This is a genomic window from Streptomyces sp. NPDC005492, from assembly GCF_040605995.1.
In the GTDB taxonomy this organism is placed as follows: domain Bacteria; phylum Actinomycetota; class Actinomycetes; order Streptomycetales; family Streptomycetaceae; genus Streptomyces.
This window is the reverse complement of sequence record NZ_JBEXDX010000020.1, coordinates 133691-156769: the sequence shown is the minus strand read 5'-3', so window position 1 is coordinate 156769 and position 23079 is coordinate 133691. Positions and strand designations below refer to the sequence as shown.

Here is a 23079-nt window from a genome sequence, read left to right as displayed (position 1 = left end):
CGCGAATACCGCGGCACAGCGGTGGCACACCCGCGGTACGGCGGTGGAACGCCTGCGGACATCGTCACTCCGGGGGAGGGTACGGACAACCGTTTCGACCGGGAGGACCCGAACGATGTCCACCGCGCCCGGCCGGGCCAGGATCAGGCGAAATTGACCATCCTTATGTAGCGAGTCCAGTCCCAGTTCGGTCCGGGATCGGTGTGGTCCGTACCCGGCACCTCGTAGTGCCCGATGATGTGCGCCCGGTCCTTGGGGAGGCCGTACTTCGTGCAGAGCGCCGCCGTGAGTTTGGCCGACTGCTCGTAGAGGGCGTCGGTGAAGTACGCGGGCTGATCCACCCAGCCCTCGTGCTCGATACCGATGCTGCGGGTGTTGTAGTCCCAGTTCCCCGCGTGCCAGGCGACATTGGCCTCCCGGACGCACTGGGCCACATGCCCGTCGGCCGAGCGCACGAGGTAGTGCGCGGAGACCTTCTTCTTCGGGTTCTGGAAGATGGACAGGGTGTCGGCGTACGTCTCCTGTGTGACGTGGATGATCACGTAGTCGACGGGATAGGCCGTGGGGCGGTTGGACGCCGTGTAGTTGGAGGTGCTCGCCGGCTGCCACTCCGCCGACGGGTAGTCGACGGCCTGGGCCTGTGCGTCGGCCTGCGGGGCGGGGAGTAACGCGTAGGGGACGGCGGCGAGGGCGGCGCCCTTCAGCAGCCATCGCCTGCTCGGGAGCGGTCTTGACCGTTCCATGGTCGGTTGCCTTTCGGTTCAGTGGAGGAGCGCTGCCGCGGTCTCACGCAGACGCGCGTGCAGCCCACGGTGAGTCTCGCGCGCGGGCAGCCACTCTTTGCGGATCTTGGCCACGCAGGTGTAGTTGGTGTCGCACACATTGGCCAACGGCGACTCCACCGCCTGGGTCGCGAATTGGTAGGCGTCCAGCTCACTGAACCCGTAGTCGCGCACCAGCCATCGGACCAGATCGAGCTGGGAGATCCGGAACGCGTCCTCCAAGGGGCGTGCCGAACCCGTCGAGATGATGTGGGTGTCCGACTCGATGCGCGGCCAGGGCGTGGCCACACCCTTGAGCAGCTCCACGATCACCACGGTGTTCATCGCGCACTCGACGGCGACCCCACACGTCTCGCCCTCACCCTGCCGGGCGTGTCCGTCGCCGAGGCTGAGCAGCGCGCCCTCCACGTTCACCCCGAGATAGCAGGTGACCCCGGCCCGCATTTCGGGCGTGTCCATGTTCCCGCCGTGCGCGTCGGGCACCAGCGCGGACCGCACCTCCAGGTTGGCCGGTGCCACGCCCACCGTGCCGTGCATCGGGTCGAGGGGCAGCTCGACCTCGATGTCACTGTCCCGGGCGCGGAACAACGCCGTGCGGCGCGTCCGGTCCAACTGCCAGATCCACACGGTCTCCGGGAGCGGCGGCTGCAGCGTCGCCGTGGTGTGTGTCGAGGTGAGCGCGCCGAAGAGGGGGACGGTGGTGGAGGCGGCCCAGTCCCGGGCCGGTTCGATCGACACGAAGTGCACGGCGACCGTGTCGCCCGGTTCCGCGCCCTCCACGTGGAAGGGACCGGTCTGCGGGTTGAGGAACGGGAACTCGCACACCTCGGACACAAGGTCCTTCTCGGAGCGCACCCGTCCGGCGAAGCAGTCCTCCGTGTACAGGTCGAGAACCGTGCCGGGCGCGATTCGTGCCACGGGCGGGGCACCGCCGAACGTCCAGGCGTACTCGCCCGGTTCGGGCCGCACCGTCAGGATCCGGGGGTCGTTCATGGCTGTACTGCTCCGTTCTGCGCAAGGCCGGTGGAGGCGGATTCGTCGAGATGGACACGGGCGGTCTCGGCTATTCGCTCGGGATGGCGTCGTAGCAGAACGAGCAGGACCACGACCCCGGCCGCCATCCATACGCCGACGACCGGTCCGGCGTACGACACGGGAGCGGTCAGCTCGGTCACGAAGTCGAAGACCGGGAGGCCCGCCGCGGTGAGCAGGGCGGGGACGAACGCGACGATCCCGAGCAGCGGGACCAGCAGGTGGCGTACCGGCTTCAGCAACTCGCGCCTGCGGCGCAGGAAGTAGCCCGCACAGGCCAGGTTCACGACGATGTAGACGCCGATGACGACAGTGACGATCACCGTGGCCAGCAGAAGGAACGCGGTCACCGGGTCGTAGCCGAAGCCGAGACCCAGCACGGCCCCCACCGCGACGACGGTCTGCACGGCGATTCCCGCCATGGGGGAGCGGTGGCGCGGGTGCAGGGTGGCGAGTACGCGGGGGAGCACCCGGATGCGGGCCAGGGCGAAGGCCGTGCGCGTCGAGACGGTGGCGCACGCGTTGGCGTTGGCGATCGTGGAGTTGACCACGGCCAGGAACACCAGCACCCAGAACAGCCCGAACGACGCGCGTGCCACCCCCTCCCAGGACGCCGCGCCGGAGGCCCCGAAACCGCTGAAGCGGTCCGGCCCGAAGTACACCGTCATGGCGTACGTCGTCAGTACGTAGAACAGGCCGATCCCCAGGGCCGCGCCGAGCACCGCGCGGTGCATCGTCCGGCGCGGGTCGCGAGTCTCCTCGGCGAGCGGCGCGGCGGCCTCGAAGCCGGCGAACGCGAGGACCGTGTAGACCGAGCCGGCGAAGACGCCACCGAGACCCGAGTAGTCCTCGGCCGTGTGCGAAGTGCCGAACACCGAGAGCGTGTTGTGCCCACCCGCCTTGCCGATCAGCCACACGGCGAACACCAGGAAGACCAGGATCTCGAAGACCCCGAGGACCGTGCCGAAGCGGGCCGAGGCGCGCACTCCGAACCAGCCCGCCACGGCGATGACCGCGGCGCCCGCGAGCGCCCACGGCCACCACAGGTTCTCCGGATACGAGGGCCACTCCTGATGCAGGGTGCCCGCCGTCGTGAAGCCGAGTTGCAGGAGCAGCAGCGGCGGGACCAGGGCCTCGACGAAGACATAGCCCCAGCCCACGAGGAAGCCGACGGCAGGATGCAGTCCCTGTGCCGCGTAGGTGGCGACCGAGCCGGCGGCGGGCAGTTCCCTGGCCAACTCGGCGACGCACGACGCGGTGAACAGGCAGGCCACCAGCGCGATCAGCACCGACAGCGGCAGACTGCCGCCCGCGAAGGCCGCGCCCGACGGGATCGACGCGGCGACCGCGGCGGCCGGCGCCATCGCCGTGATGCTCTGGAACAGCACCTCACGCAGCCCGACGGCGTCCTGCCGCAGCCCCTGAACCGTCTCCCCCGACACGTGAATCCCCCCTTGTCCACCCGTCCACGCCCGCCGTCCTCACGACACGACGGCTGCGCCTCGCGTGAATCACGGTACGGCGCTTGCGGGTTGGGCAGTAGGGCGTGGCGTGCTCCCGTGGACTACGGCGGAACTGTGGACAACCCGGCCACCCGGACGAGTGAAGTCGGCTGTGGTTCAGGCCTGTTCGGCCACGATGTCCACAGCCCGCTCGGCCACCGAAGCCGGATCGTCGAGCACGGCCCGCACCACCGAGTGCGCGGCGCCCAGCAGCGGGCCCTCGGGCCCCAGCCGCGACACCGACACCGGGCAGGCGGGACCCGTCGTGCGGCGCGCCAACTCGGCCTCCAGCGACGGCAGAAGCCAGGGCGCGAGCCCGGACAGCGCGCCGCCCAGCACCACCAGTCGCGGATCGAGCAGGTTGACCGCGCCGGTCAGCGCGATGCCGAGCGCCGTACCGGCATCGTGCAGGGCACCTCGTACCGCCTCGTCGCCGTCGGCCGCACGGGTCGCGAGCAGCCCGACCCGGTCCGCGCCGGGCTCCAGACCGGCGGCGCGCAGCACCGCCTCCTCACCCGCGTACTGTTCGAGACAGCCGCGCCCGCCGCACGCGCACTCCGGCCCGTCCGGACGCACCGGCACATGCCCCAACTCGCCCGCGAATCCCCGGGTTCCGCGCAGTAGCCCGCCGTCCACCACGACCGCGGCGCCGATGCCGATCTCGGCCGACACATGCAGGAAGTCACGCGGGGTGGTCTCGCCCAGCCAGAGTTCGGCGAGCCCGCCGAAGTTGGCCTCGTTGTCGACGGTGGGCGGGAGTTCGGGGGACAGCAGGGCGCCGAGATCCGTGTCGTGCCAGTCGAGGTTCGGGGCGCGGACGACGGTGCGGCCGTCGCGGGCCACCAGACCGGGCACGGCGACCGCGAGGCCGGCCGGCCACAGACCCTCCGCGTCCGCTTCGGCGACGACCTGCCGTACCAGCGCGGTGAGTTCGGCGAGTACGGGTTCGGGGGAGCGGCCGCGGTTCACGCCGTGCCGTACCGCCCGGGCCCGTATCTCGCCGCGCAGATCGACCGCGCAGACAGCGAGATGGTCGACCCCGATCTCCGCGCCGATCCCGGCCGGACCGCGCCCGCTGACGGCGAGCGCCGATCCGGGCCGGCCCACCCGACCGGGCCGCTCGGGGCCCAGCTCTTCGAGGAGGCCCGACCGGATCAGTTCGTCCACCAGCGTCGACACCGCCGCCCGGGTCAGCCCGATGCGCGAGGCGACGGCCGCGCGCGAGAGCGGACCCTCGGCGCTCACCGTGTGCATCACCCGGGCGAGATTGCGGCGGCGCATGCCCTGCTGGGTGTCGGGCAGGGAACGCCCGGGCCCGGCGGGGTGCGCCTCGTGCAGCGGTGCGGTCATGCCTCCGTCAATCCTCGATCGGTGTGCGTCAACGGGCGTCCGTCCCCCGTCGGCCGGTGCGTCAGCGGGCGTCCGTCCCCCGTTCGAGCAGCGGAGCCGCGTCGGAGAGTACCCCGGAGATCCTGGCGAACGTCGTCTCGTCCCGCTCCACGGCGTCCAGCACGGGCCCGGCGGCCGTGTTCCAGCGGCGGGCCACCGCCGCCGGGTCCTCGCCGGTCAGCACGCCCGCGGCCTGCGCGGCGGCGCCGAGCGCGACCAGTTCCTTCGCCTCGGGCACCTGGACCGGACGCCCCGACAGCCGCCGTACCGTCTCCTGCCAGGCCGTGCCCCGCGCGCCCCCGCCGATCAGCAGCAGCGGTGTGGTCCGGTCCGCGTCCTCGTCGAGGACCAGGTCGAGCGCGCCCAGCAGGGCGTGCACGGCACCGTCGTAGGCGGCCTGGAGGAGCTGGCCGCCGGTGGTGTCGTGGCGCAGGCCGTGCAGCAGGCCGGAGGCGTTGGGCAGGTTCGGGGTGCGCTCGCCGTCCAGGTACGGGAGCAGGGTGACCGAGGTGCCCGGTTCCACCGCTTCCCGGTCCAGGCCCAGCAGGGCCGCGATCCGGTCCACGGCGAGGGTGCAGTTCAGGGTGCAGGCCAGGGGCAGCCAGTCGCCGTGCGCGTCGGCGAAGCCCGCCACCGTGCCGGAGGGGTCGGCGGGGCGGTGCTTCGACACCGCGTACACCGTGCCCGAGGTGCCGAGGCTGAGCACGGGCACGCCGGGGCGCAGCCCGAGGCCCAGTGCGGCGGCCGCGTTGTCGCCGGTGCCGGGAGCGACCAGGGTGCCCTTGGAGAACGGCAGATCGTGGCGGTCCCGCACGGTCCCGGCCACTTCGCCGGGCCGCACCACCCGGGGCAGCAGCGCCGGGTCGAGCCCCACGTGCCCGAGGATCTCCTCGTCGTACGACTCGGTGCCCGAGGCCCACCAGCCGGTGCCGGAGGCGTCGCCGCGGTCGGTGGTGCCCTGCCCGGTGAGCCGCTCGGTGAGGTAGTCGTGAGGGAGACGTACGGCCGCCGTGGCCCGCACCGCCTCCGGCTCGTGCTCGGCGAGCCAGGCCCACTTCGTGACCGTGAAGGAGGCACCGGGCACGCTGCCGGTGCGCTCCGCCCAGGCCTTCGGGCCGCCCAGGTCCTCGATCAGACGGCGGGCCTGCGGCGCCGAACGCACGTCGTTCCACAACAGGGCCGGGCGGACCGGCTCGCCCTGCGCGTCCAGGGTGACCAGGCCGTGCTGCTGACCGCCGATCGACACGGCGGCCGCCTCGTGGGCCGCGTCCCCGCACTGGCGCAGGGCCTCGCACAGGGCGTCCCACCACTGACGGGGATCGCTCTCGCGGCCCGCCCCAGAGGAGACGGTGTGGGGCGCCTGACCACTCGCGACGATCCGTCCGGTGGACACGTCGACGACCAGTGCCTTGGTGGACTGGGTGGACGAATCCACGCCGACGACGAGCGGACCCTCGGCTGCTGACATCGGGTTTCTCCCTTGTGTGCGGCATGCGTCTCCGCCCGGAGACACATTGTCCCTTCCCAGAGACGCTCCGGCATACTAATTTGTAAACCGCCATGACGAAATAGTCGGAGCGAAGCAACAAGGGAGCCGCGTCATGAACTACCAGCCCACCCCCGAGGACAGGTTCACCTTCGGCCTGTGGACCGTCGGCTGGCAGGGAAGGGACCCGTTCGGCGACGCCACCCGCCGTGCCCTCGACCCGGTCGAGACGGTGCAGCGCCTGTCCGAGCTGGGCGCCCACGGTGTGACCTTCCACGACGACGACCTGATCCCCTTCGGGTCCTCGGACACCGAGCGCGAGTCGCACATCAAGCGCTTCCGCGAGGCCCTCGACACGACCGGCATGAAGGTGCCGATGGCGACCACCAACCTCTTCACGCACCCGGTCTTCAAGGACGGCGCGTTCACCGCCAACGACCGCGACGTGCGCCGCTACGCCCTGCGCAAGACGATCCGCAACATCGACCTCGCGGTCGAGCTGGGCGCCGAGACCTACGTCGCCTGGGGCGGCCGCGAGGGCGCCGAGTCCGGCGCCGCCAAGGACGTACGCGTCGCCCTCGACCGCATGAAGGAGGCCTTCGACCTCCTCGGCGAGTACGTCACCGAACAGGGCTACAACCTGAAGTTCGCGATCGAGCCCAAGCCGAACGAGCCCCGCGGCGACATCCTGCTCCCCACCGTCGGCCACGCTCTGGCGTTCATCGAGCGCCTGGAGCGCCCGGAGCTCTACGGCGTCAACCCCGAGGTCGGCCACGAGCAGATGGCCGGGCTCAACTTTCCGCACGGCATCGCCCAGGCCCTGTGGGCGGGCAAGCTCTTCCACATCGACCTCAACGGCCAGTCCGGCATCAAGTACGACCAGGACCTGCGCTTCGGCAACGGCGACCTGCGTGCCGCCTTCTGGCTGGTGGACCTCCTGGAGAGCGCCGGTTACGCCGGCCCGAAGCACTTCGACTTCAAGCCGCCGCGCACCGAGGACCTCGACGGTGTGTGGGCGTCGGCGGCCGGCTGCATGCGCAACTACCTGATCCTGAAGGAGCGTTCGGCCGCCTTCCGCGCCGACCCGGTGGTCCAGGAGGCGCTGCGCGCCTCGCGTCTGGACGAACTGGCGCAGCAGACCGCGGCCGACGGCCTCAAGGCGCTGCTCGCGGACCGTTCGGCGTTCGAGGACTTCGACGTGGAGGCGGCCGCCAAGCGCGGGATGGCCTTCGAGCAGCTCGACCAGCTCGCCATGGACCACCTCCTGGGGGCCCGCGGCTGACCGCACGCACGCGTGCGGCACTCACGAGCCCATCGGTTTTCGTGAGTGCCCGTGGGTGACCGGCCCTCGCGCGGAATGCTCCGGAATCATGCGATCCATGGCATGAGTCCGTATCAACCACCGCGCGGGGGTCGCGTCATGACCGCTACGAGGCGACTCTGGACGGTATGGCCATGCCGCCCGTACCGCCCCGACCGCCCGGCCCACCGGGCGCCACTCCGCCTCAGGGAGGTGGCTTCGGACCACCTCCCGAAGGCTTCGGCAGCGCATCGGGAGGGGGCTACGGGGACTCGGGCGGGGGTTACGGGGACGCGGGAGGCGACTACGGGGGCTATGGACCGCCTCCGCGCAGGCGCCCCCGCCCGCTGTTCGTCCTGCTAGCCGTGATCGTGCTCGTCGGGGCCGTCGTCGCCGTCGCGCTGATGGCCTCCGGGGGACATGACTCACCGGACAAGAAGGCGCCCGCCGGGAGCAGTTCGAGCACGAGCCGGAGCCCGTCCCTCACCCTCCCGACGAAACTCCCCAGCAGCCTGCCGACCAAGCTTCCGACGGCGCTTCCGTCGAACCTCCCCTCGGACCTGCCGAGCGAGGTTCCCAGCGACATCGAGTCACTGCTTCCCTCCCTGTTCGGCTGACTGCCCAAGAGTCGACGGGGCCCTCAGATGCCGTGCGGCAGCTTCAGGTACACCAGGGTCGTCTTGATACCGCTGTCGACCAACGGCCCCTGCGCGTCGAACGCGCCCGCGCCGTCCGTCATCCCGAAGTCGTTGTCATTGATCAGGGCGAGTGTGTCGTGGTCCACGCGCGCGACGCCCTCGACCTTCTGCGGCACCCCGGAGACGGTCCCCAGGTCGACGACCAGCTTCTTGGCCAACACCGGCACACCCGAGGCCGCCGGGTCGTCGAGCTGCTCCAGCGACGGGGACGTCGTGTCGTCGTCGTAGGGGCCGCCGAGGATGTTCGACTTGCGCCCCAGCTCGACCAGTTGGAGCCGGGCCGCCTTGTCGGTCCGCTCCTCTACGAGCAGTCGGTCGCCACCCACGGCGACCACTGCGGAGATCTTGAGCTCCGAGGTGTCGTCCTCACTGGGGTCGACCACGTTCACCGGGTCGAACCGGTACGCGTACTCCGCCGTGACCGCCCTCTTCTTCGTCGAGAAGCGCAGCAGGCGGGTGTTGAGCGACGCCTCCCCGGCATCCCCGTCCGGCAGCGACAGCGGGCTCTGCAGGGCCATCACCAGGTCGCCGCCGGGCAGTTGGGCGAGCCCCTCGAAGCCCCGGTTGATCTTCCGGTGCAGCAGGACGGCCGGCAGCGCTTCCACCACCGGGTAGTCGGCTCCGGTCAGGTGCAGCCCCTTGGGCACGTACCGCGTGAGCACCTTCCCGCGTGCGGAGACGTGCACCAGGGAGGGCCCGTACTCGTCGACGAGCCAGAACGACCCGTCCCCGGCGCGCACGATGCCCTCCGTGTCCAGCCCGTTCGGGTTGTACGACAGCGCCGTCTGCGCGTCGTAGGAGTACGGCGCCTCGTCGCGCCCCTGCTGGTTCGACAGCCCGGTGACGCCCTTCCCGGAGGACGTGGTGATCGGGATGGCGTCCAGGACCTTGATGGTGTCCCCGGAGGCGCGGATTTTCACGATCGCCGGGTCGAAACCGGGCACCGGGAACGTACGGAGCTTCGTCCCGCTCACTTTGATCTGGCCATTGGGCCCGCGGTCGGTGACGGTCCAGTACTCGCCGTTGCGGCCGGCCGGGTAGATGTCGCTGCCGATGCCGCCGAGGTTCACTCCCCGGTCGTTGTCCACCGTCCCGGGCAGTAGCGCGTTGCTGAACGCGCCGAGTGGGAGGTCGCCGAGCGCCGCCGTGCGCGTGACATGAGCGGCCTGGCTCCCGGCGGGGGCTCCGGCAGCCGTACCGGCAGCCACGAGGGCGACCACCACGGCCAGCGGAGCACCTACCGCGACAGAACGACGGACACGGCGCCGGAAGGGGGCGTGCGGGGACATCGGGCCTCCTGAGGACAAATTCGTTGACAGCGGCCAGAGTTGGGCCCAGTGGGGAACTTCGGTCGACCGCCGGGTGAATCGAGCGTGTCGGCCGCTCGTCGGGCAGGCGCGGCATCCCCGGCCACCCAGGGAGCCCTGTTCCGTTGCGAGAAACGCCAACCTTCGCTTCCACCCGGCACCGATCGACCGCCCAGGAGGGCTGTTCGGCGCTCAGTGCGTGGCACCGAACCACTTGGGCAACTCGCCTAGCAGGTCCTCCTGGTCGTCACCGACCCAGGCCACGTGGCCGTCCGGACGAAGGAGCACCGCGGGTACGTCCAAGTCCTCGCCGACGTAGACGACACGGTCGACGCGATCCGCCCAGCCCGACACCGAGAGTCGGCCGGTCTGGTCGAGCAGCAGTCCGCGCCCGCCGTGCATCACCTCGTAGAGGCGACCTTCTTTCAGCTTCACGTCCCGTAGGCGTCGGCCCAGGAGTTCGTGTCCCTCGCCGAAGTCGTAGCGGATCCCGACCGCTGTGATCATCCCCGTCACGTAACGGTTCACGTCCTCGAAGTCCATCAGCGTGGAGAACAGCTCCCGTAGTGCGGTCGCGCCCGGATCGGTCCCCAGGAGTGCGATCTGCGCGCGCGTGTTGTCGATGACCCGGGAGCCCACCGGATGCCGTTCGGTGTGATAGCTGTCCAACAGCCCTTCCGGAGCCCAGCCGTTGACCGCGGCGGCCAGCTTCCAGCCGAGGTTGAACGCGTCCTGCACACCGAGGTTGAGCCCCTGCCCGCCGGTCGGCGGATGGATGTGCGCGGCGTCGCCGGCCAGCAGGACCCGGTCGACGCGGTAGCGCTCGGCCTGCCGGGTGGCGTCACCGAACCGCGACAGCCAGCGTGGCGAGTGCGCGCCGAAGTCGGTGCCCGCGACGGCCCGCAACCGCTGCTTGAACTCGTCGAGGGTCGGCGCGGTCGCCCGGTCCTCGGCCACGCTGTCGGCGGGCACGACAACGCGATACACGCCGTTCTCGCCGGGGCTGACGCCGAACCGCAGTTGGGTCTTGCGGACCTCCTCGACGGCGGCGGCGATCGTCGCGGGATCCTCGGTCACCTCCATTTCCCCCAGCAGTGTCTCGACGGTCGCGGGCTCACCGGGAAAGCCCACGCCGATCAGCTTGCGCACCGCACTGCGGCCGCCGTCGCAGCCGACGAGGTAGCGCGAGCGCACGTGCGTGCCGTCCGCGAGTTCGACGGTCACGCCGTCCTCGGTCTGGCTCAACCCGACGACTTCGCACCCGCGTCGGATCTCGGCCCCGAGTTCGACCGCGCGCTCGTGGAGCAACCGCTCGGTGACCGGCTGCGGGGTGGCGACGCCGTACGGATGAGCCGTGTCCATCCCCTCCGGCCACGGCTTCACGATGCCGCCGAAGAGACCGCCGGCCTGGAACGTCTCACTGACGGCGAGGAACCGGTCGAGCAGGCCGCGCTGGTCCATGATCTCGACACTGCGCGTGTGTAGACCCTGCCCGCGCGACTCCCCGGTCGGTTCGGTCAGCTTCTCCAGCACGACCACGCGAACGCCGTGCAGCCGCAACTCGCAAGAGAGCATCAAACCGGTCGGCCCGCCGCCGACCACGATCACGTCAATCATCAGAACGCCCATCCAACGAGATTGGTTTCCGGCCGGCCGCTCCGCGTGACTGTGCTTCACGAAGCTCGCGTTTCCGCAGGTCCTGGCCTCGGTCGGCCATTTTGGAGGACGACCCGGGGCTTGCCGCAAGCCCCCCGCTGCGCTATACCTTGGGTGTGGCAAGGAGTGGACGACCTCCTTGCCATCGTCTTTTTCCGGGTGCTTCTCCTCCTCAGGGCCGATGCTCCGGGAGCGGGTTCGCGCGGGTGTCGTCAACCCCCCTGTAGGGACCCGGCTGACCCCCGTACGGACACGGGGGGTGCCGCCATGGTCGCGACCGGTCACCGATTCGTACGTTTGCTCAGGTCACCTCGTCACCTGAGAGAGCCGGAGACCGGACATGTCCCAGATCACCGCAGTCATCGGCGCACCTGGCCCGGGAGACGCCGTCGCGGCGCCCCCAGGAAGCGAGTTCGCGCCCCTCCTGCGCACGGTCAAGGGCAGAGGACTGCTGGAGCGCCGACGGGCCTGGTACGCACTCTGCGTCTCGGTCAACGCCCTCGCGCTGGCCGGGATCGTTACCGGCATCGTCCTGATCGGGGACTCCTGGCTGAGCCTGCTCCTCGCCCCGTTGCTGGCCGTGTTCGGCGCCCGGACCGCGTTCATAGGCCATGACGCCGGCCACTCACAGATCGCGGGCAACCGGGCCGCCAACCGCGTCATCGGCCTGATCCACGGCAACCTGCTGCTGGGAATGAGCTACTCCTGGTGGAACGACAAGCACAACCGCCACCACGCCAACCCCAACCACATCGACAAGGACCCGGACGTGGTCGCCGACATCCTCGTCTTCACCGGCGAGCAGGCCAAGGTCCGTTCGGGATTCCGGCGCTGGCTCACACGCAACCAGGCCTGGCTGTTCTTCCCGCTCACCCTGCTCGAAGGCATCGCCCTCAAGGTGCACGGTTTCCAGGATCTGCGGCGACAGCCCCGTGGAGAGCGGGCCCTTGAAGGCGCCCTTCTGGTGAGCCACGTCGTGGCCTACGCGACGCTGCTGCTGACCTCGATGTCCCCGGGGAAGGCGCTCGCGTTCGCCGCGCTGCACCAGGCACTGTTCGGCCTGCACCTCGGCCTGGCCTTCGCGCCCAACCACAAGGGCATGGAGATGCCCGACCCCGATGGTGAGCGATGGGGGCATCTCCGCCGCCAGGTGCTCACCTCGCGCAACATCCGCGGCGGCGCCCTGACCGACTGGTTCCTCGGCGGCCTCAACTACCAGATCGAACACCACCTCTTCCCGAGCATGCCGCGGCCCAATCTGCGGCTCGCGCAGCCGTTTGTGCGCGCCCACTGTCAGGATGTGGGTATCCCCTTCGTGGAGACCGGCCTCGTGGACTCCTACCGGCAGGCCCTGCGACACCTCCACGAGGTGGGAGAGCCGCTGAGGACGGAGTGACGGAGCAGGCGGAACCCGGCGCGTGACGGACCGGCCGACGGCCGGGCACCGGTGGTCGGGTACCAGTAGGGGAAGCGCCTCAGGGATGTCTCAGGGTCGCGATCCGGAACTGTGGGAAGCGCGGAGCCGTTTTCAGATCAGAGAGCGGCTGCGGCCGCGGAGGAGGCGACACATGTCGAAGAACGCGAAGATCGCCGTAGGAGGTGTGGCGGTCGGACTGATCCTGTTGTTCTGGCTGCCCTGGTGGGTCTCATTCCTGATCGTCGTGGGAGTGCCGACGGCCGCGTATCTCACCCTGGACTCCTCGCAGCGGCGTCGGCTGCGGCGTGTCGCGGGCAAGGAGATCGGCCGCTGACGCACGGATGACCCGCTGCGTTCCCGTCCGGCACACAGGAGCAGAGCACAGCGCCGTTCGCGGGACTGCCGACAGCAGTCCCGCGAACGGCGTCCGGCGCTCAACTCGGCCGTACGGCCATTTTGTCGAGCGCTTCCAGCAGACCGGGTAGCTCCGGGCCCCGGCCAACGGGCAGCACCTCGCCGGGCTCCTCGTCGAGCAGGACGAACGCGATGTCGTCGGTCCGGGCCACCATCGACCAACCGGGGCCGTCGGCGCGCAGCGTCCGCGCCTCGCCCGGCGCGAAGGACGATCTGACGCGGCCGAGGGGCGGCGGGGTGTCCACATACGTGCGGAGCTCCGTCAACACCCGCCGGATCCCGCTGTGGCCAGCCTGCGTGCCTTCCGCGGTGCTGTCCGACGAGACGTCGTCCGACGACGACCCGTCCGCCTCGGTCTCCACCTCAGCCGCAGTCTCCGAGTCCACCTCGGTCTCCGTGTCGGCGGCGGTCTCCTCGTCGGCGCCGGTGTCTTCCTCGGAGGTGGCCTTGTCCGCCTTGGACGTGTCGCTGGCCCCGTCCTGAGCCGCGAAGACCGAGTCGTCGATCTGCTCCCGCCACAGAGCCCACTGCAGCGCGATCTCGTCGGCACCCAGCCGCCGCTGCGCCGGACCCCAGGTGGTGGTGTCGGGCGGCGCCAGCGGCGGCCGGTCCACGAGATCGGGGTCCGGATCGTGCGGCGCGGGCACGTTGGGGGCCGCGACGGCGACCGCGAGCGGCCAGCCCGGCAGAGCCGCGACCACCGTGCGCTCGCTCGGCGACAGGTCGTACTCCATGCCGCAGTCCCAGGACGCGATGGCCACCGCGACCAGCGACACGTCGTCGATCACGACCGTCCACCGCGCGCCGTCACCGTCCTGGCCGAGCACCAGGCCGTACCCGTCGGCTAGCGGCGCCAGACCGAGCGCCGCGCAGGCCTCCGAATAGTCGTCGCCCAGCACACTCGGGAACTTCGCCGGCGTCAGCAGCACCGCCGTGAGCACATAGAGCGCATCGTCCTCGGCGGCGACGGCCTCTTCGTCCGTGTCGGCCATCCCAGCCTCCCCATCGTTCGTCCAACCGCGCGCACCCTAGTGTGCGCGGAAGCCGCTTGTCACGACTCCCAAGTACACCCGGAGCTGCAGTTTTCCGTCTGGACAGGGCGAAATGACCGCCGGTAACCCGAAGTGTCAGGCCGCGGGGAGCCCAAGAAGGGCACGGGCCACCGTCCGCGGTGACTCGTCACGCTCCCTGGCGAGCGCCACAACGGCCCGGCACGCCAACTCGCTCACCCCGAAGGACAGCGCCTCCGGCGACACCCAGCCCGAGGCCTCCTCGATCCGGTCCTGGTCGTCCTCCGCGCGGGCCGAGACATAGACGGCCGCGGCCTCGAACAAATTGTGCGGGCGTCGTTCCGGGCCCGTGTCCGCCTCCGCGCGCGTGGAGGTGAGAAATCTGGCGAAGGTCTTACGGGGCCTGTCGAACATGCTGACCACCTTCCCCCTGCGTGGTTTTCTGTCGCCGACCGTCCATCTACTGCTACCCAACGTAGAGTTGGAGTTGCGGCGACATAAGGGGGAAGGTGCGGTGAAGCGCCTCCAGCGGTCCGCGCGGGGATCGTCCAACTCCTCGGCATCCGGCGGCCTGTCACCGTCGTAGAAGAAGCTCGCGGGTTCCCCCGACGCCTTCGTGGCGGCGGTCGCGGGAAACGTGTGACCCGCGAGCGGGTCAGGCCACGCGCACGGCCAGTGCCAGGAAGCGGGCGTCCTCGTCCGCGTACGAGGTCATGCGCCACCCCGAATTGGCCAGCAGCGGACGGAGATTGGGCTCCGCGCGCAGGTCGTCCGGGGTGATCTGCCGCCCCTGACGCGCCGCGAGGGCGGCCCGGCCGATCGGGTGGAACAGGGCCAGCGTGCCGCCGGGACGCACCACACGCGCCAACTCCCGCAGATTCAGCTCCGGTTGAGGCAGATGTGCGATCAGGCCCGCCGCGAACACGGCGTCGAGCGACTCCGAACGCAACGGCAGCGCGGCCACGTCGGCGAGCAGCAGGCACCCCTCGCGGCCCCGTCCTGCCCTCACGGCGGCCTCCAGCATGGCCGGGGTCAGATCGGCCCCGACCACCACTCCCGACGGCCCCACGGCCGCACGGAGCGGCGTCAGCGCGCGCCCCGTCCCGCAGCCCGCGTCGAGCACACGGTCTCCCGCGCGCAACGCGAGTTCGGCGACCGCGGCGGCGTAGGCGGGGCCGTCGTCCGGGAAGCGGCTGTCCCAGTCGGCTGCGCGCGCGCCGAAGAATTCCTGGACGTGTGTGTGGTCGTCGCTCATGCACCGCATGATCCCTCACCGACACGGACGACGCCTCGGCGCACACGTTCGAACGTGACGCGGTCGTTCACGCACCTCTCTGCGTCATATTTCAACACCTTTCGAAATGCGCCCCCTTTGTGCGCCCATGCCCCCACTAGCGTCCCCTGGTCATGGGACACCTGGACCACGCCACCTTCGGCTGGCTGACCCCCGTGCTGTCATACGTGATGGCCTGTATGGGCGCCGCACTCGGCCTGCGCTGCACCGTCCGCGCGCTCGGCGCCACCGGGCGGTCGCGCCGCAACTGGCTCATCACCGCGGCCTCCGCGATCGGCACCGGCATCTGGACCATGCACTTCGTGGCCATGCTCGGCTTCGGAGTCACCGGCACCGACATCCGCTACGACGTGCCGCTCACCGTGCTCAGCCTCCTCGTCGCCATGGTCGTCGTCTGCGCGGGCGTCTTCGCGGTCGGCTACGGCCGTGACCGGACCCGCGCGCTCCTCATGGGCGGCCTCACGACCGGACTGGGCGTCGCGAGCATGCACTACCTGGGCATGGCGGCGATGCACCTGCACGGTGCCGTGAGCTACGACCCGCTGCTCGTCGGACTCTCCGTCCTCATCGCCGTCGTCGCGGCGACCGCGGCCCTGTGGGCGGGCCTCAACATCAAGTCGCCCATCGCGGTGACCGTCGCCTCGCTCGTCATGGGGGCGGCCGTCACGAGCATGCACTACACGGGCATGTTCGCCGTGCGCGTGCACGTCACCCCGTCCGGCGTGGCCCTGCCCGGGGCCACCGCGATGCAGTTCATCTTCCCCCTCGCCGTAGGCCTCGGGTCCTACCTGTTCCTGACCTCGGCGTACGTCGCACTGTCACCGACGACGGGAGAACGTGAGGCGACCGCCTCCGCCCAGCGACCGGTCGAGAGCGTCGCCCGCTAGCGGTCGGCCCCGGACCAGTCACGGCCCGCACGACACGCCCCCGAACCACTTCCGAGCGAGGAGGCCATGCGTACCCCCCGTAGGACCCCGAGAGCCGGCGCTGAGACGCCGCCCGTACGCGGTCGTCGCGCGCACGCCGGACCACCAGCCGACGAACTCTTCGACGAGCCCCTCGACCCGTCGCCGGAGGACATGCCCCCGCGCGCGGGACGATGGGGGATACGTCCGCGCACCGTACGAGCCAAGATCGTCTGCCTCCTGATGGTGCCGGTCGTCTCCCTGCTCGCCCTGTGGGCGTACGCCACTGTCAGCACCGCCCAGGACGTCGCCAGGCTGCGGCAGTTGCAGCGGGTGGACTCCACGGTGCGCACCCCCGTCGCGGTGGCCGTCGCCGCGCTCCAGGCTGAGCGGTCGGCCGCCGTGCGCCATGCCGTCGATCCCGGTGCCGAGCCGAGCGGCGACCTGAAGCAGTTGGCGGCGAACACAGACCGGGCGGTCGCCCGGTTGCGGCTCGGTGACGACAGCACGGTCGCCGAAGGCGAGGAACTGCCGGCCGGAGTTGCCGGACGCCTGAAGACCTTCGTCACCGGAGTCGAGCAACTGCGGCCGCTGCGGGCCGATGTGCTCGGCCACCGCGCGGGATGGGACGAGACGTACGGGCAGTACACGAAGACCATCTCGTCGGCCTTCGCCGTCGGCGGGGCGCTCACCGGCATCCAGGACGCCGAACTCGGATCCGACGCGCGCGTGCTGCTCGAATTCTCCCGGGCCGGCGAGTCGCTGTCCCAGGAGGACGTGGTGCTCGCCGCCGCCCGCCTCGACGGCAGCCTCGACGGGGAGCGCCTGAGGCTGTTCACCGGCGCCGTCGACACCCGTCGCACCCTCACCGACTCCGCGGTCGCCGATCTGCGCGGCTCCGAACACGACGCCTGGCAGAAACTCGCCGACACCAGCGCCTATACGGCGGTCGGCGGCATCGAGGACAGGGCCCTCGCCGCAGGCTCCGGTTCCCGGGCGATCGCCGCGGCTTCGGAGACCACCTGGAACAACGCTCACGCACGCGTGCAGGACGGGATGCGCGCCATCGAGGCCGACGCGGGCAGCGGTGTCGCGGACCGCGCCGATCCGTTCACCCGCGGGCTGCTCACACCGGCCGGTGCGGCGGTCCTGCTCGGCCTCGCCGCCGTCGTCGCGTCGCTCGTCATCTCGGTCCGCATCGGACGGGGTCTCGTCGTCGAACTGGTGAGTCTGCGCAACGACGCCCTGGGGATCGCCCGCCACAAACTCCCCGAAGCCATGCGGAGACTGCGCGCGGGGGAGGTCATCGACATCAGGGCGGAGGCTCCGCCGGGACCGCCCGCGGAGGACGAGACCGGACAGGTGGCCGAGGCCCTGGGCACCGTGCACCGCGCCGCGCTGCGGGCCGCCGTCGAACGCGCCGAACTCGCCAGCGGCATCTCCGGGGTCTTCGTCAACCTCGCCCGCCGCAGCCAGGTCCTGGTGCACCGTCAACTCAGCCTTCTGGACAGCATGGAGCGCCGCTCCGAGGACCCGAACGAACTCAGCGACCTGTTCCGCCTCGACCACCTCACCACCCGGATGCGGCGGCACGCGGAGAGCCTGATCATCCTTTCCGGGGCGGCACCGGGGCGAGCGTGGCGCATGCCGGTCTCCCTGACCAACGTCGTCCGCGCCGCCGTCTCCGAGGTCGAGGACTACGCGCGCGTGGAGGTGCGCCAACTCCCCGAGGCCGCCGTGGTCGGCACGGCCGTCGCCGACCTCACGCATCTGCTCGCCGAGATCGTGGAGAACGCCGCCCAGTTCTCGCCTCCGCACACGCGCGTGCGGGTCACCGGCGAACCCGTCGGCAACGGCTATGCCGTCGAGGTCGAGGACCGGGGACTGGGCATGGGCAAGGAGTCCCTGGGCGAGGCGAACCGCCGCATCGAACAGTCCGAGACCCTCGACCTCTTCGACAGCGACCGGCTCGGCCTCTTCGTGGTCAGCAGGCTCGCCGCCCGCCACGGCATCAAGGTGCACCTGCGGACCTCGCCCTACGGGGGGACGACCGCGGTCGTACTGCTGCCGAAGGCACTGCTGCACGGCGGTGCGTCGGAACGTGCTCCCCGCGCGGCGGTGGAGGACGGGGAGCGGGCCGTGGAACGCGAGTACGCGCGCGTGCCCTCGGCCTCCCAGCACCAGGAGCCCGTCCCGGCGTCGGCGGACCGGCCCGCCCTGGCGGCCCCCGCACGGGCCGCTGCGGAACCGGCGAACGACACCCCGCCCCCCGGAGTGACCACCTTGCGACTGCACCGTCCTCCCGAGGACACCGAAGGGACCGAAGACAGCGACGACCTCCCGCGCCGGGTACGCCAGGCGAACCTCGCCCCCCAGCTCCGCGAACAGCCCGCCCAGGTACGGGAACAGGCACCGGCAGCCCCACGCGACGAACACCGCACCCCGGAGGTCGTGAGGGACCGGATGGCGGCCTACCGCGAGGGCTGGACGCGCGGCGGTGGCAGGCACCCCGGCCGCAGTGCCACCCCAGGGCCCGCAACGGGCAGCGACAGCAGCGAAGGAGACCCCGCGTGATCCAGGACCCGAGCATGAGGACCGCCCAACGGTCCGGCGAACTCGACTGGCTGCTGGACGACTTGGTGCTGCGCGTGGGCGAAGTACGGCACGCCGTGGTGCTGTCCAACGACGGTCTCGCCATTGGCGCGTCGACCGACCTCGACCGTGAGGACGCGGAACACCTCGCCGCCGTCGCCTCCGGATTCAACAGCCTGGCCAAGGGCGCCGGACGCCACTTCGGCGCCGGAGGAGTCCGGCAGACCATGGTCGAGATGGACGACGGATTCCTGTTCGTGGCAGCCGCCGGAGACGGCTCCTGCCTCGCCGTCCTCACCGCCGTGACCGCCGACATAGGCCTGGTGGCGTACGAGATGGCACGGCTGGTCAAGCGCGTCGGCGAGCACCTCTACACGCCGCCGCGCGTCGGTGCGCGGCCGCCCGCCGCCGGATGAGGCGAGAAAGCGGTCCACCCAGATGACCGAAGACATGACCGGCGCCCAGCAAGAGCCGGGCAGCCAGTGGTACGACCAGGAAGCCGGGCCTCTCGTCCGCCCCTACGCCATGACGGGCGGACGTACCAAACCAGGCCCTACGGGAGTGCGTTTCGACCTGATCGCGCTCGTCACCCTGGACGCGGGCGCGCCCGGTTTCGACGACGACACCGGGCTCGGGCCCGAACACCGGGCCCTCATCGACCTGTGCCGCACGGAAACGCAGTCCGTCGCCGAACTCGCCGCCGGAGCGGACCTTCCCCTGGGAGTGGTCAGGGTGCTCCTCGGCGACCTCCTGGAACTCGGTTGCGTCACCGTCAGCCGCCCGGTGCCGCCCGCGCAGCTACCCGACGAACGGATTCTGCGCGAGGTGATCGAAGGGCTTCGGGCACTGTGACGAAACTTCAGAACCACTCGAACGACTACGGCACCGCCTTGTGCACCCTTTCGCGCACCGAACGGGCGCGAGGCTGTCACATCGGGCAAATACCGGTACAACTGCCCAGGGCGAGGCCGGACTTGTCAGGATGCACACCTACGGACGTCGAGCGTTGCCGGCACTCCCGAGAGAAGTGATCGATGGTCTCCGAGCACTCCGATGCCGAAGGCGGCGAGACGCCCGCCCTGGCATTGAAGATCCTGGTCGCCGGTGGATTCGGCGTGGGCAAGACCACCATGGTGGGCGCGGTCAGCGAGATCAGGCCGCTGCGCACCGAGGAACTGCTCAGCGAGGCCGGTCAGTTGGTGGACGACACCGACGGTGTGGACCAGAAGGTCACGACGACCGTCGCCATGGACTTCGGTCGCATCACCATCAGGTCCGGCCTCTCCCTCTACCTGTTCGGCACACCGGGCCAGGACCGCTTCTGGTTCCTGTGGGACGAACTCTCGCAGGGCGCTCTGGGAGCCGTGGTCCTCGCGGACACCCGGCGGCTTGAGGACTGCTTCCCCGCGGTCGACTACTTCGAGCACCGGCACATCCCCTTCGTGGTGGCCGTCAACTGCTTCGCCGGCGCCCGGAGTTACGGCGCCCGTGACGTCTGCCGCGCGCTGGACCTCGACCAGGGAACGCCGGTGGTCCTCTGCGACGCCCGGGACCGCGACTCGGGGAAGGAGGTGCTGATCCGGCTCGTCGAGTACGCCGGGCGGATGCACACCGCCCGCATGCTCGACTCCGTGGGCTGACCTGGAGTCCTCACTCCGAGGGCGACTCTCCCATCACGGGCCGGATTGCGTCCTTTTGCCGTTCTCTTCGCGGTGTCGTACGCCACGTCGTTCCCGTCCGGCAGAAATCGGATCGGGGCGGCGTGAGGGCCCCCATCGGCGCGGACGACCGACAGCGCGCCGGTGCGCGTGCCGTGCGGGACGAACGCCCGCCGTTGTTCGTCGGTCAACTTCTGCGCCAGGTCCCTGTCCTCCTTGCCCCCGGCGACCGAGGTGGTGAAGTCTGGCGGGAGATCCTCCGGCCAGGGGGAGACGCGACACGGGGAGGCCGGAACATGGCGCAGAACCAGGGGCTGAGCTGGCTGCTGGACGATCTGACCGAGCGTGTCGAGCACGTACGGCACGCTCTGGTCCTGTCCAACGACGGCCTGGTGACGGGCGCGAGCACGGGACTGCGTCGTGAGGACGCGGAACATCTCGCCGCCGTCTCGTCCGGACTGCACAGCCTGGCCAAGGGCTCGGGACGCCACTTCGGCGCGGGCGGGGTGCGGCAGACCATGATCGAGTTCGACGACGCCGTGCTGTTCGTCACCGCAGCGGGCAGCGGGAGCTGTCTGTGCGTCCTCAGCGGCGCGGACGCCGACATCGGCCAGATCGCCTACGAGATGACGCTCCTCGTCAACCGCGTCGGCGAGCACCTCGGCGTGGACGCCCGACAGCCCGAGCGGACCCCCGTCACAGACCTCTGACCTGCGGGTTCTCCTGCTCTCATGGAGTTATCCACAGGCTCGCCACGAGATCCGCCGAACCGGTTACGGTTTGTTCATCGCGAGCGCACACAGCGTGAGCAGTGAACTCCGCGGGGGAGATCGACCATGGCAGGCAACACCATCACCACACCGTCAGACGTCTCGTGCACACCGAGTCGCGCGGCACGAGAACTGGGGCTCAAGCGAGGCGAGTTCGACCTCGCCGTACACCTCGGACGCATCCGTACCGTGCCGGACGAAGGGGGCGGCGGCCGAAGCGTCGCCCGCGCCGAGATCGACCGACTGCGCTCGGCGGAGGGGTTCCCGGAATCACTCATGGAGAGCGTCAGGACCGTGGGCACCACGGACGGCGCGGCCCTCATGGAGGTCAGCTCCGCCAGGTTCACCCGCCTCGCCCGGCTGGGACTGGTGGTGCCGGTGAAGTTTTATCTGAATCGCTATCGGGCCGTGGTCTGGCTCTATCTCGCCGAAGAACTACGGCAGTTCGCCACCGATAAGAACCACACCCGACTACTGAACGGCCGTACACCCGAAGGACTGCGGGACCAACTCCACGCGGGCCTGGACCTGCGGCCCCGCAACTGGCGCGGACGCCATCTGGGCTTCCTGCTCCGCGAGGCCGACGGCCCGTGGGAGCGCGCCGGTGCCCTGTCCGCTCTGCTCGACCCGCTCCAGATCGCGGAAATCGTCCAGGACCCCTACGAGCGCGCCCACCTGAACCGGTTCCGGCCCGCCCCGCCCGCCCACGGCGCCCCGGGCTCGCCCGCCGCCCACCTCGCCGAGCGGATCATGACGGCGGACGACCCGGACGAGATCTGCTGGCTGCGGGCGGATCTGGCCCAGGTGCTGGACGAGGCGCGCCGCCACCGCCCCGCACCACGGCCCGCCTCCGAACCGGCCGCACCACCGCCGGCCCCGAGCGGACAACTGCCGGAGCGGGTACGGGAACCCGAGCGATCACGACGTGTGCTGGGCTGGCTGCGCCGCAGAAACGTGTGACGTACGGCGGCTCTCGCATCGGCTGCGGAGCCATGACTACAGCGCTCTGAACAGCCCTTCCTGGACGACCGAGACGAGCAGGCGTCCCTCCAGATCGTAGATCCGGCCGCGGGCCAGACCGAGGCCGCCCGTCGCGATGGGGGACTCCTGGTCGTACAGGAACCACTCGTCCGCGCGGAACGGCCGGTGGAACCACATGGCGTGGTCCAGCGACGCCATGTCGAAGTTCCGCGGCCCCCACAGGGGCTCGACCGGGATGCGGACGGCATCCAGGAGCGTCATGTCGCTGGCGTACGTCAGCGCGCAGGTGTGCACCAGCGGATCGTCGCCGAGCGGACCGACCGCGCGCATCCACACCGCGCTGCGCGGCTCGGCGCCCTTGATCTCCTCGGCGCTCCAGCGCAGCCCGTCGGCGTACCGGATGTCGAAGGGCTGACGGCGTGCCATCCGCTCCAACTGCTCGGGCAGCGCGCCCAGATGGGCCCGGACCTCCTCCGACACCGTCGGCAGGGACTCCGGGTCCGGGACCTCACGCGCCGGCGGCAGTTGGTGCTCGAAAGGACCTTGCTCAGGCTTGTGGAAGGAGGCGGTCAGATTGAAGATCGTGCGGCCCTGCTGCACAGCGGTGACCCGACGGGTGGTGAACGACCGCCCGTCCCGCACCCGCTCGACCTGGTACACGATCGGCACGCCCGGCCGCCCCGGGCGCAGGAAGTACGCGTGCAGCGAGTGCACCGGCCGGTCGTCCTCCACGGTGCGTCCCGCGGCGACCAGCGCCTGGCCCGCGACCTGGCCGCCGAAGACCCGCTGCAGGGACTCCTGCGGGCTGCGGCCACGGAAGATGTTGACCTCGATCTGCTCCAGGTCGAGCAGGTCGACAAGCCGCTCCGCCGGGTTCGTCATGGGT

Annotated in this window: 22 protein-coding genes and 1 pseudogene; 11 read left to right on the top strand and 12 right to left on the bottom strand. The window is 70.7% G+C overall.

Translation table 11 applies throughout. From position 1 onward, the window contains the following. Positions 1-143: 143 nt before the first annotated feature. The 5 genes from ABZT04_RS26100 to xylB all read right to left on the bottom strand — a co-directional run bounded on the left by ABZT04_RS26100 (position 144) and on the right by xylB (position 6173). Positions 144-743 carry an N-acetylmuramoyl-L-alanine amidase gene (locus ABZT04_RS26100; RefSeq protein WP_356059398.1) on the bottom strand — a complete coding sequence of 200 codons (600 nt, stop codon included), beginning with the start codon at positions 741-743 and terminating at the stop codon, positions 144-146. A gap of 18 nt (positions 744-761) precedes the next feature. Then, positions 762-1775 carry an acetamidase/formamidase family protein gene (locus ABZT04_RS26095; protein ID WP_200676965.1) on the bottom strand — a complete coding sequence of 338 codons (1014 nt, stop codon included), beginning with the start codon at positions 1773-1775 and terminating at the stop codon, positions 762-764. Then, positions 1772-3256, bottom strand: coding sequence for an APC family permease (locus ABZT04_RS26090; RefSeq protein ID WP_356059397.1), 1485 nt, complete (start codon positions 3254-3256; stop codon positions 1772-1774). The genes ABZT04_RS26095 and ABZT04_RS26090 overlap by 4 nt, the downstream gene beginning before the upstream one ends. A gap of 177 nt (positions 3257-3433) precedes the next feature. Beyond that, complete coding sequence (locus tag ABZT04_RS26085; RefSeq protein WP_356059396.1) at positions 3434-4666, bottom strand: ROK family transcriptional regulator; 1233 nt, start codon at positions 4664-4666, stop codon at positions 3434-3436. 61 nt (positions 4667-4727) lie between these two features. Continuing rightward, on the bottom strand, positions 4728-6173 hold the full coding sequence (gene xylB / locus ABZT04_RS26080; RefSeq protein WP_356059395.1) for a xylulokinase: 1446 nt from the start codon (positions 6171-6173) through the stop codon (positions 4728-4730). 133 nt (positions 6174-6306) lie between these two features. Between xylB and xylA the strand changes: the two genes are divergently transcribed. Continuing rightward, positions 6307-7473 (top strand): xylose isomerase, encoded by a 1167-nt coding sequence (gene xylA, locus ABZT04_RS26075; protein ID WP_356059394.1) that lies wholly within the window; start codon positions 6307-6309, stop codon positions 7471-7473. Between the two features lie 383 nt (positions 7474-7856). Next, on the top strand, positions 7857-8108 hold the full coding sequence (locus ABZT04_RS26070; RefSeq protein WP_356059393.1) for a PT domain-containing protein: 252 nt from the start codon (positions 7857-7859) through the stop codon (positions 8106-8108). A 23-nt stretch (positions 8109-8131) separates the two neighbouring features. Here ABZT04_RS26070 and ABZT04_RS26065 read toward each other — a convergent pair whose 3' ends face one another. Both ABZT04_RS26065 and rox read right to left on the bottom strand, forming a co-directional pair. After that, on the bottom strand, positions 8132-9478 hold the full coding sequence (locus ABZT04_RS26065) for an esterase-like activity of phytase family protein (protein ID WP_356059392.1): 1347 nt from the start codon (positions 9476-9478) through the stop codon (positions 8132-8134). A gap of 210 nt (positions 9479-9688) precedes the next feature. Beyond that, positions 9689-11113 carry a rifampin monooxygenase gene (rox, locus tag ABZT04_RS26060; RefSeq protein ID WP_356059409.1) on the bottom strand — a complete coding sequence of 475 codons (1425 nt, stop codon included), beginning with the start codon at positions 11111-11113 and terminating at the stop codon, positions 9689-9691. A gap of 379 nt (positions 11114-11492) precedes the next feature. Here rox and ABZT04_RS26055 point away from each other — a divergent pair, with 379 nt between their 5' ends. Next, the gene (locus tag ABZT04_RS26055) at positions 11493-12548 is read left to right on the top strand and encodes an acyl-CoA desaturase (RefSeq protein WP_356059391.1); all 1056 of its coding nucleotides are present in this window, start codon (positions 11493-11495) and stop codon (positions 12546-12548) included. A 172-nt stretch (positions 12549-12720) separates the two neighbouring features. Then, complete coding sequence (locus tag ABZT04_RS26050) at positions 12721-12903, top strand: hypothetical protein (protein WP_356059390.1); 183 nt, start codon at positions 12721-12723, stop codon at positions 12901-12903. A gap of 100 nt (positions 12904-13003) precedes the next feature. On the opposite strand, the gene ABZT04_RS26045 is transcribed toward ABZT04_RS26050, so the two are convergent. From ABZT04_RS26045 to ABZT04_RS26035, 3 genes are all read right to left on the bottom strand, one after another. After that, a complete protein-coding gene (locus ABZT04_RS26045) occupies positions 13004-13975 on the bottom strand; it encodes a hypothetical protein (RefSeq protein WP_356059389.1) in 972 nt (323 codons plus the stop codon). Positions 13976-14110: 135 nt separating this feature from the next. Next, positions 14111-14407 (bottom strand): hypothetical protein, encoded by a 297-nt coding sequence (locus ABZT04_RS26040; protein WP_356059388.1) that lies wholly within the window; start codon positions 14405-14407, stop codon positions 14111-14113. Positions 14408-14648: 241 nt separating this feature from the next. Then, positions 14649-15248: a class I SAM-dependent methyltransferase gene (locus tag ABZT04_RS26035; protein WP_356059387.1), complete on the bottom strand. Its 600-nt coding sequence runs from the start codon at positions 15246-15248 to the stop codon at positions 14649-14651. Positions 15249-15400: 152 nt separating this feature from the next. On the opposite strand from ABZT04_RS26035, the gene ABZT04_RS26030 reads away from it, so the two are divergent. The 5 genes from ABZT04_RS26030 to ABZT04_RS26010 all read left to right on the top strand — a co-directional run bounded on the left by ABZT04_RS26030 (position 15401) and on the right by ABZT04_RS26010 (position 20424). Further along, positions 15401-16174: an MHYT domain-containing protein gene (locus tag ABZT04_RS26030; protein ID WP_356059386.1), complete on the top strand. Its 774-nt coding sequence runs from the start codon at positions 15401-15403 to the stop codon at positions 16172-16174. 66 nt (positions 16175-16240) lie between these two features. After that, positions 16241-18766 (top strand): nitrate- and nitrite sensing domain-containing protein, encoded by a 2526-nt coding sequence (locus ABZT04_RS26025; RefSeq protein WP_356059385.1) that lies wholly within the window; start codon positions 16241-16243, stop codon positions 18764-18766. Continuing rightward, complete coding sequence (locus ABZT04_RS26020; RefSeq protein WP_356059384.1) at positions 18763-19200, top strand: roadblock/LC7 domain-containing protein; 438 nt, start codon at positions 18763-18765, stop codon at positions 19198-19200. Before ABZT04_RS26025 ends, ABZT04_RS26020 begins: the two co-directional genes overlap by 4 nt. A gap of 22 nt (positions 19201-19222) precedes the next feature. After that, the gene (locus tag ABZT04_RS26015; protein ID WP_356059383.1) at positions 19223-19636 is read left to right on the top strand and encodes a DUF742 domain-containing protein; all 414 of its coding nucleotides are present in this window, start codon (positions 19223-19225) and stop codon (positions 19634-19636) included. Positions 19637-19818: 182 nt separating this feature from the next. Next, positions 19819-20424 (top strand): ATP/GTP-binding protein, encoded by a 606-nt coding sequence (locus ABZT04_RS26010; RefSeq protein ID WP_356059382.1) that lies wholly within the window; start codon positions 19819-19821, stop codon positions 20422-20424. Between the two features lie 11 nt (positions 20425-20435). Here ABZT04_RS26010 and ABZT04_RS26005 read toward each other — a convergent pair. Next, a pseudogene (locus tag ABZT04_RS26005) lies at positions 20436-20645 on the bottom strand (pyridoxamine 5'-phosphate oxidase family protein); the annotation flags it as partial. Positions 20646-20738: 93 nt separating this feature from the next. Here ABZT04_RS26005 and ABZT04_RS26000 point away from each other — a divergent pair. Together ABZT04_RS26000 and ABZT04_RS25995 are read left to right on the top strand one after the other, a co-directional pair. Next, positions 20739-21152 (top strand): roadblock/LC7 domain-containing protein, encoded by a 414-nt coding sequence (locus tag ABZT04_RS26000; RefSeq protein WP_019062680.1) that lies wholly within the window; start codon positions 20739-20741, stop codon positions 21150-21152. A gap of 126 nt (positions 21153-21278) precedes the next feature. Next, positions 21279-22172 (top strand): DUF6397 family protein, encoded by an 894-nt coding sequence (locus tag ABZT04_RS25995; protein ID WP_356059381.1) that lies wholly within the window; start codon positions 21279-21281, stop codon positions 22170-22172. A 36-nt stretch (positions 22173-22208) separates the two neighbouring features. Here the strand turns inward: ABZT04_RS25995 and ABZT04_RS25990 are convergent, their stop codons facing one another. After that, on the bottom strand, positions 22209-23075 hold the full coding sequence (locus ABZT04_RS25990; protein ID WP_356059380.1) for an acyl-CoA thioesterase II: 867 nt from the start codon (positions 23073-23075) through the stop codon (positions 22209-22211). Positions 23076-23079 lie beyond the last annotated feature (4 nt).

Bases quoted from the DNA above. Each gene is read 5' to 3' on its own strand.
- ABZT04_RS26100 (WP_356059398.1), bottom strand. From the start codon at position 743: ATGGAACGGTCAAGACCGCTCCCGAGCAGGCGATGGCTGCTGAAGGGC.
- ABZT04_RS26095 (WP_200676965.1), bottom strand. From the start codon at position 1,775: ATGAACGACCCCCGGATCCTGACGGTGCGGCCCGAACCGGGCGAGTAC.
- ABZT04_RS26085 (WP_356059396.1), bottom strand. From the start codon at position 4,666: ATGACCGCACCGCTGCACGAGGCGCACCCCGCCGGGCCCGGGCGTTCC.
- xylB (WP_356059395.1), bottom strand. From the start codon at position 6,173: ATGTCAGCAGCCGAGGGTCCGCTCGTCGTCGGCGTGGATTCGTCCACC.
- xylA (WP_356059394.1), top strand. From the start codon at position 6,307: ATGAACTACCAGCCCACCCCCGAGGACAGGTTCACCTTCGGCCTGTGG.
- ABZT04_RS26065 (WP_356059392.1), bottom strand. From the start codon at position 9,478: ATGTCCCCGCACGCCCCCTTCCGGCGCCGTGTCCGTCGTTCTGTCGCG.
- rox (WP_356059409.1), bottom strand. From the start codon at position 11,113: ATGATTGACGTGATCGTGGTCGGCGGCGGGCCGACCGGTTTGATGCTC.
- ABZT04_RS26055 (WP_356059391.1), top strand. From the start codon at position 11,493: ATGTCCCAGATCACCGCAGTCATCGGCGCACCTGGCCCGGGAGACGCC.
- ABZT04_RS26050 (WP_356059390.1), top strand. From the start codon at position 12,721: ATGTCGAAGAACGCGAAGATCGCCGTAGGAGGTGTGGCGGTCGGACTG.
- ABZT04_RS26045 (WP_356059389.1), bottom strand. From the start codon at position 13,975: ATGGCCGACACGGACGAAGAGGCCGTCGCCGCCGAGGACGATGCGCTC.
- ABZT04_RS26040 (WP_356059388.1), bottom strand. From the start codon at position 14,407: ATGTTCGACAGGCCCCGTAAGACCTTCGCCAGATTTCTCACCTCCACG.
- ABZT04_RS26035 (WP_356059387.1), bottom strand. From the start codon at position 15,248: ATGAGCGACGACCACACACACGTCCAGGAATTCTTCGGCGCGCGCGCA.
- ABZT04_RS26030 (WP_356059386.1), top strand. From the start codon at position 15,401: ATGGGACACCTGGACCACGCCACCTTCGGCTGGCTGACCCCCGTGCTG.
- ABZT04_RS26025 (WP_356059385.1), top strand. From the start codon at position 16,241: ATGCGTACCCCCCGTAGGACCCCGAGAGCCGGCGCTGAGACGCCGCCC.
- ABZT04_RS26015 (WP_356059383.1), top strand. From the start codon at position 19,223: ATGACCGAAGACATGACCGGCGCCCAGCAAGAGCCGGGCAGCCAGTGG.
- ABZT04_RS26010 (WP_356059382.1), top strand. From the start codon at position 19,819: ATGGTCTCCGAGCACTCCGATGCCGAAGGCGGCGAGACGCCCGCCCTG.
- ABZT04_RS26000 (WP_019062680.1), top strand. From the start codon at position 20,739: ATGGCGCAGAACCAGGGGCTGAGCTGGCTGCTGGACGATCTGACCGAG.
- ABZT04_RS25995 (WP_356059381.1), top strand. From the start codon at position 21,279: ATGGCAGGCAACACCATCACCACACCGTCAGACGTCTCGTGCACACCG.
- ABZT04_RS25990 (WP_356059380.1), bottom strand. From the start codon at position 23,075: ATGACGAACCCGGCGGAGCGGCTTGTCGACCTGCTCGACCTGGAGCAG.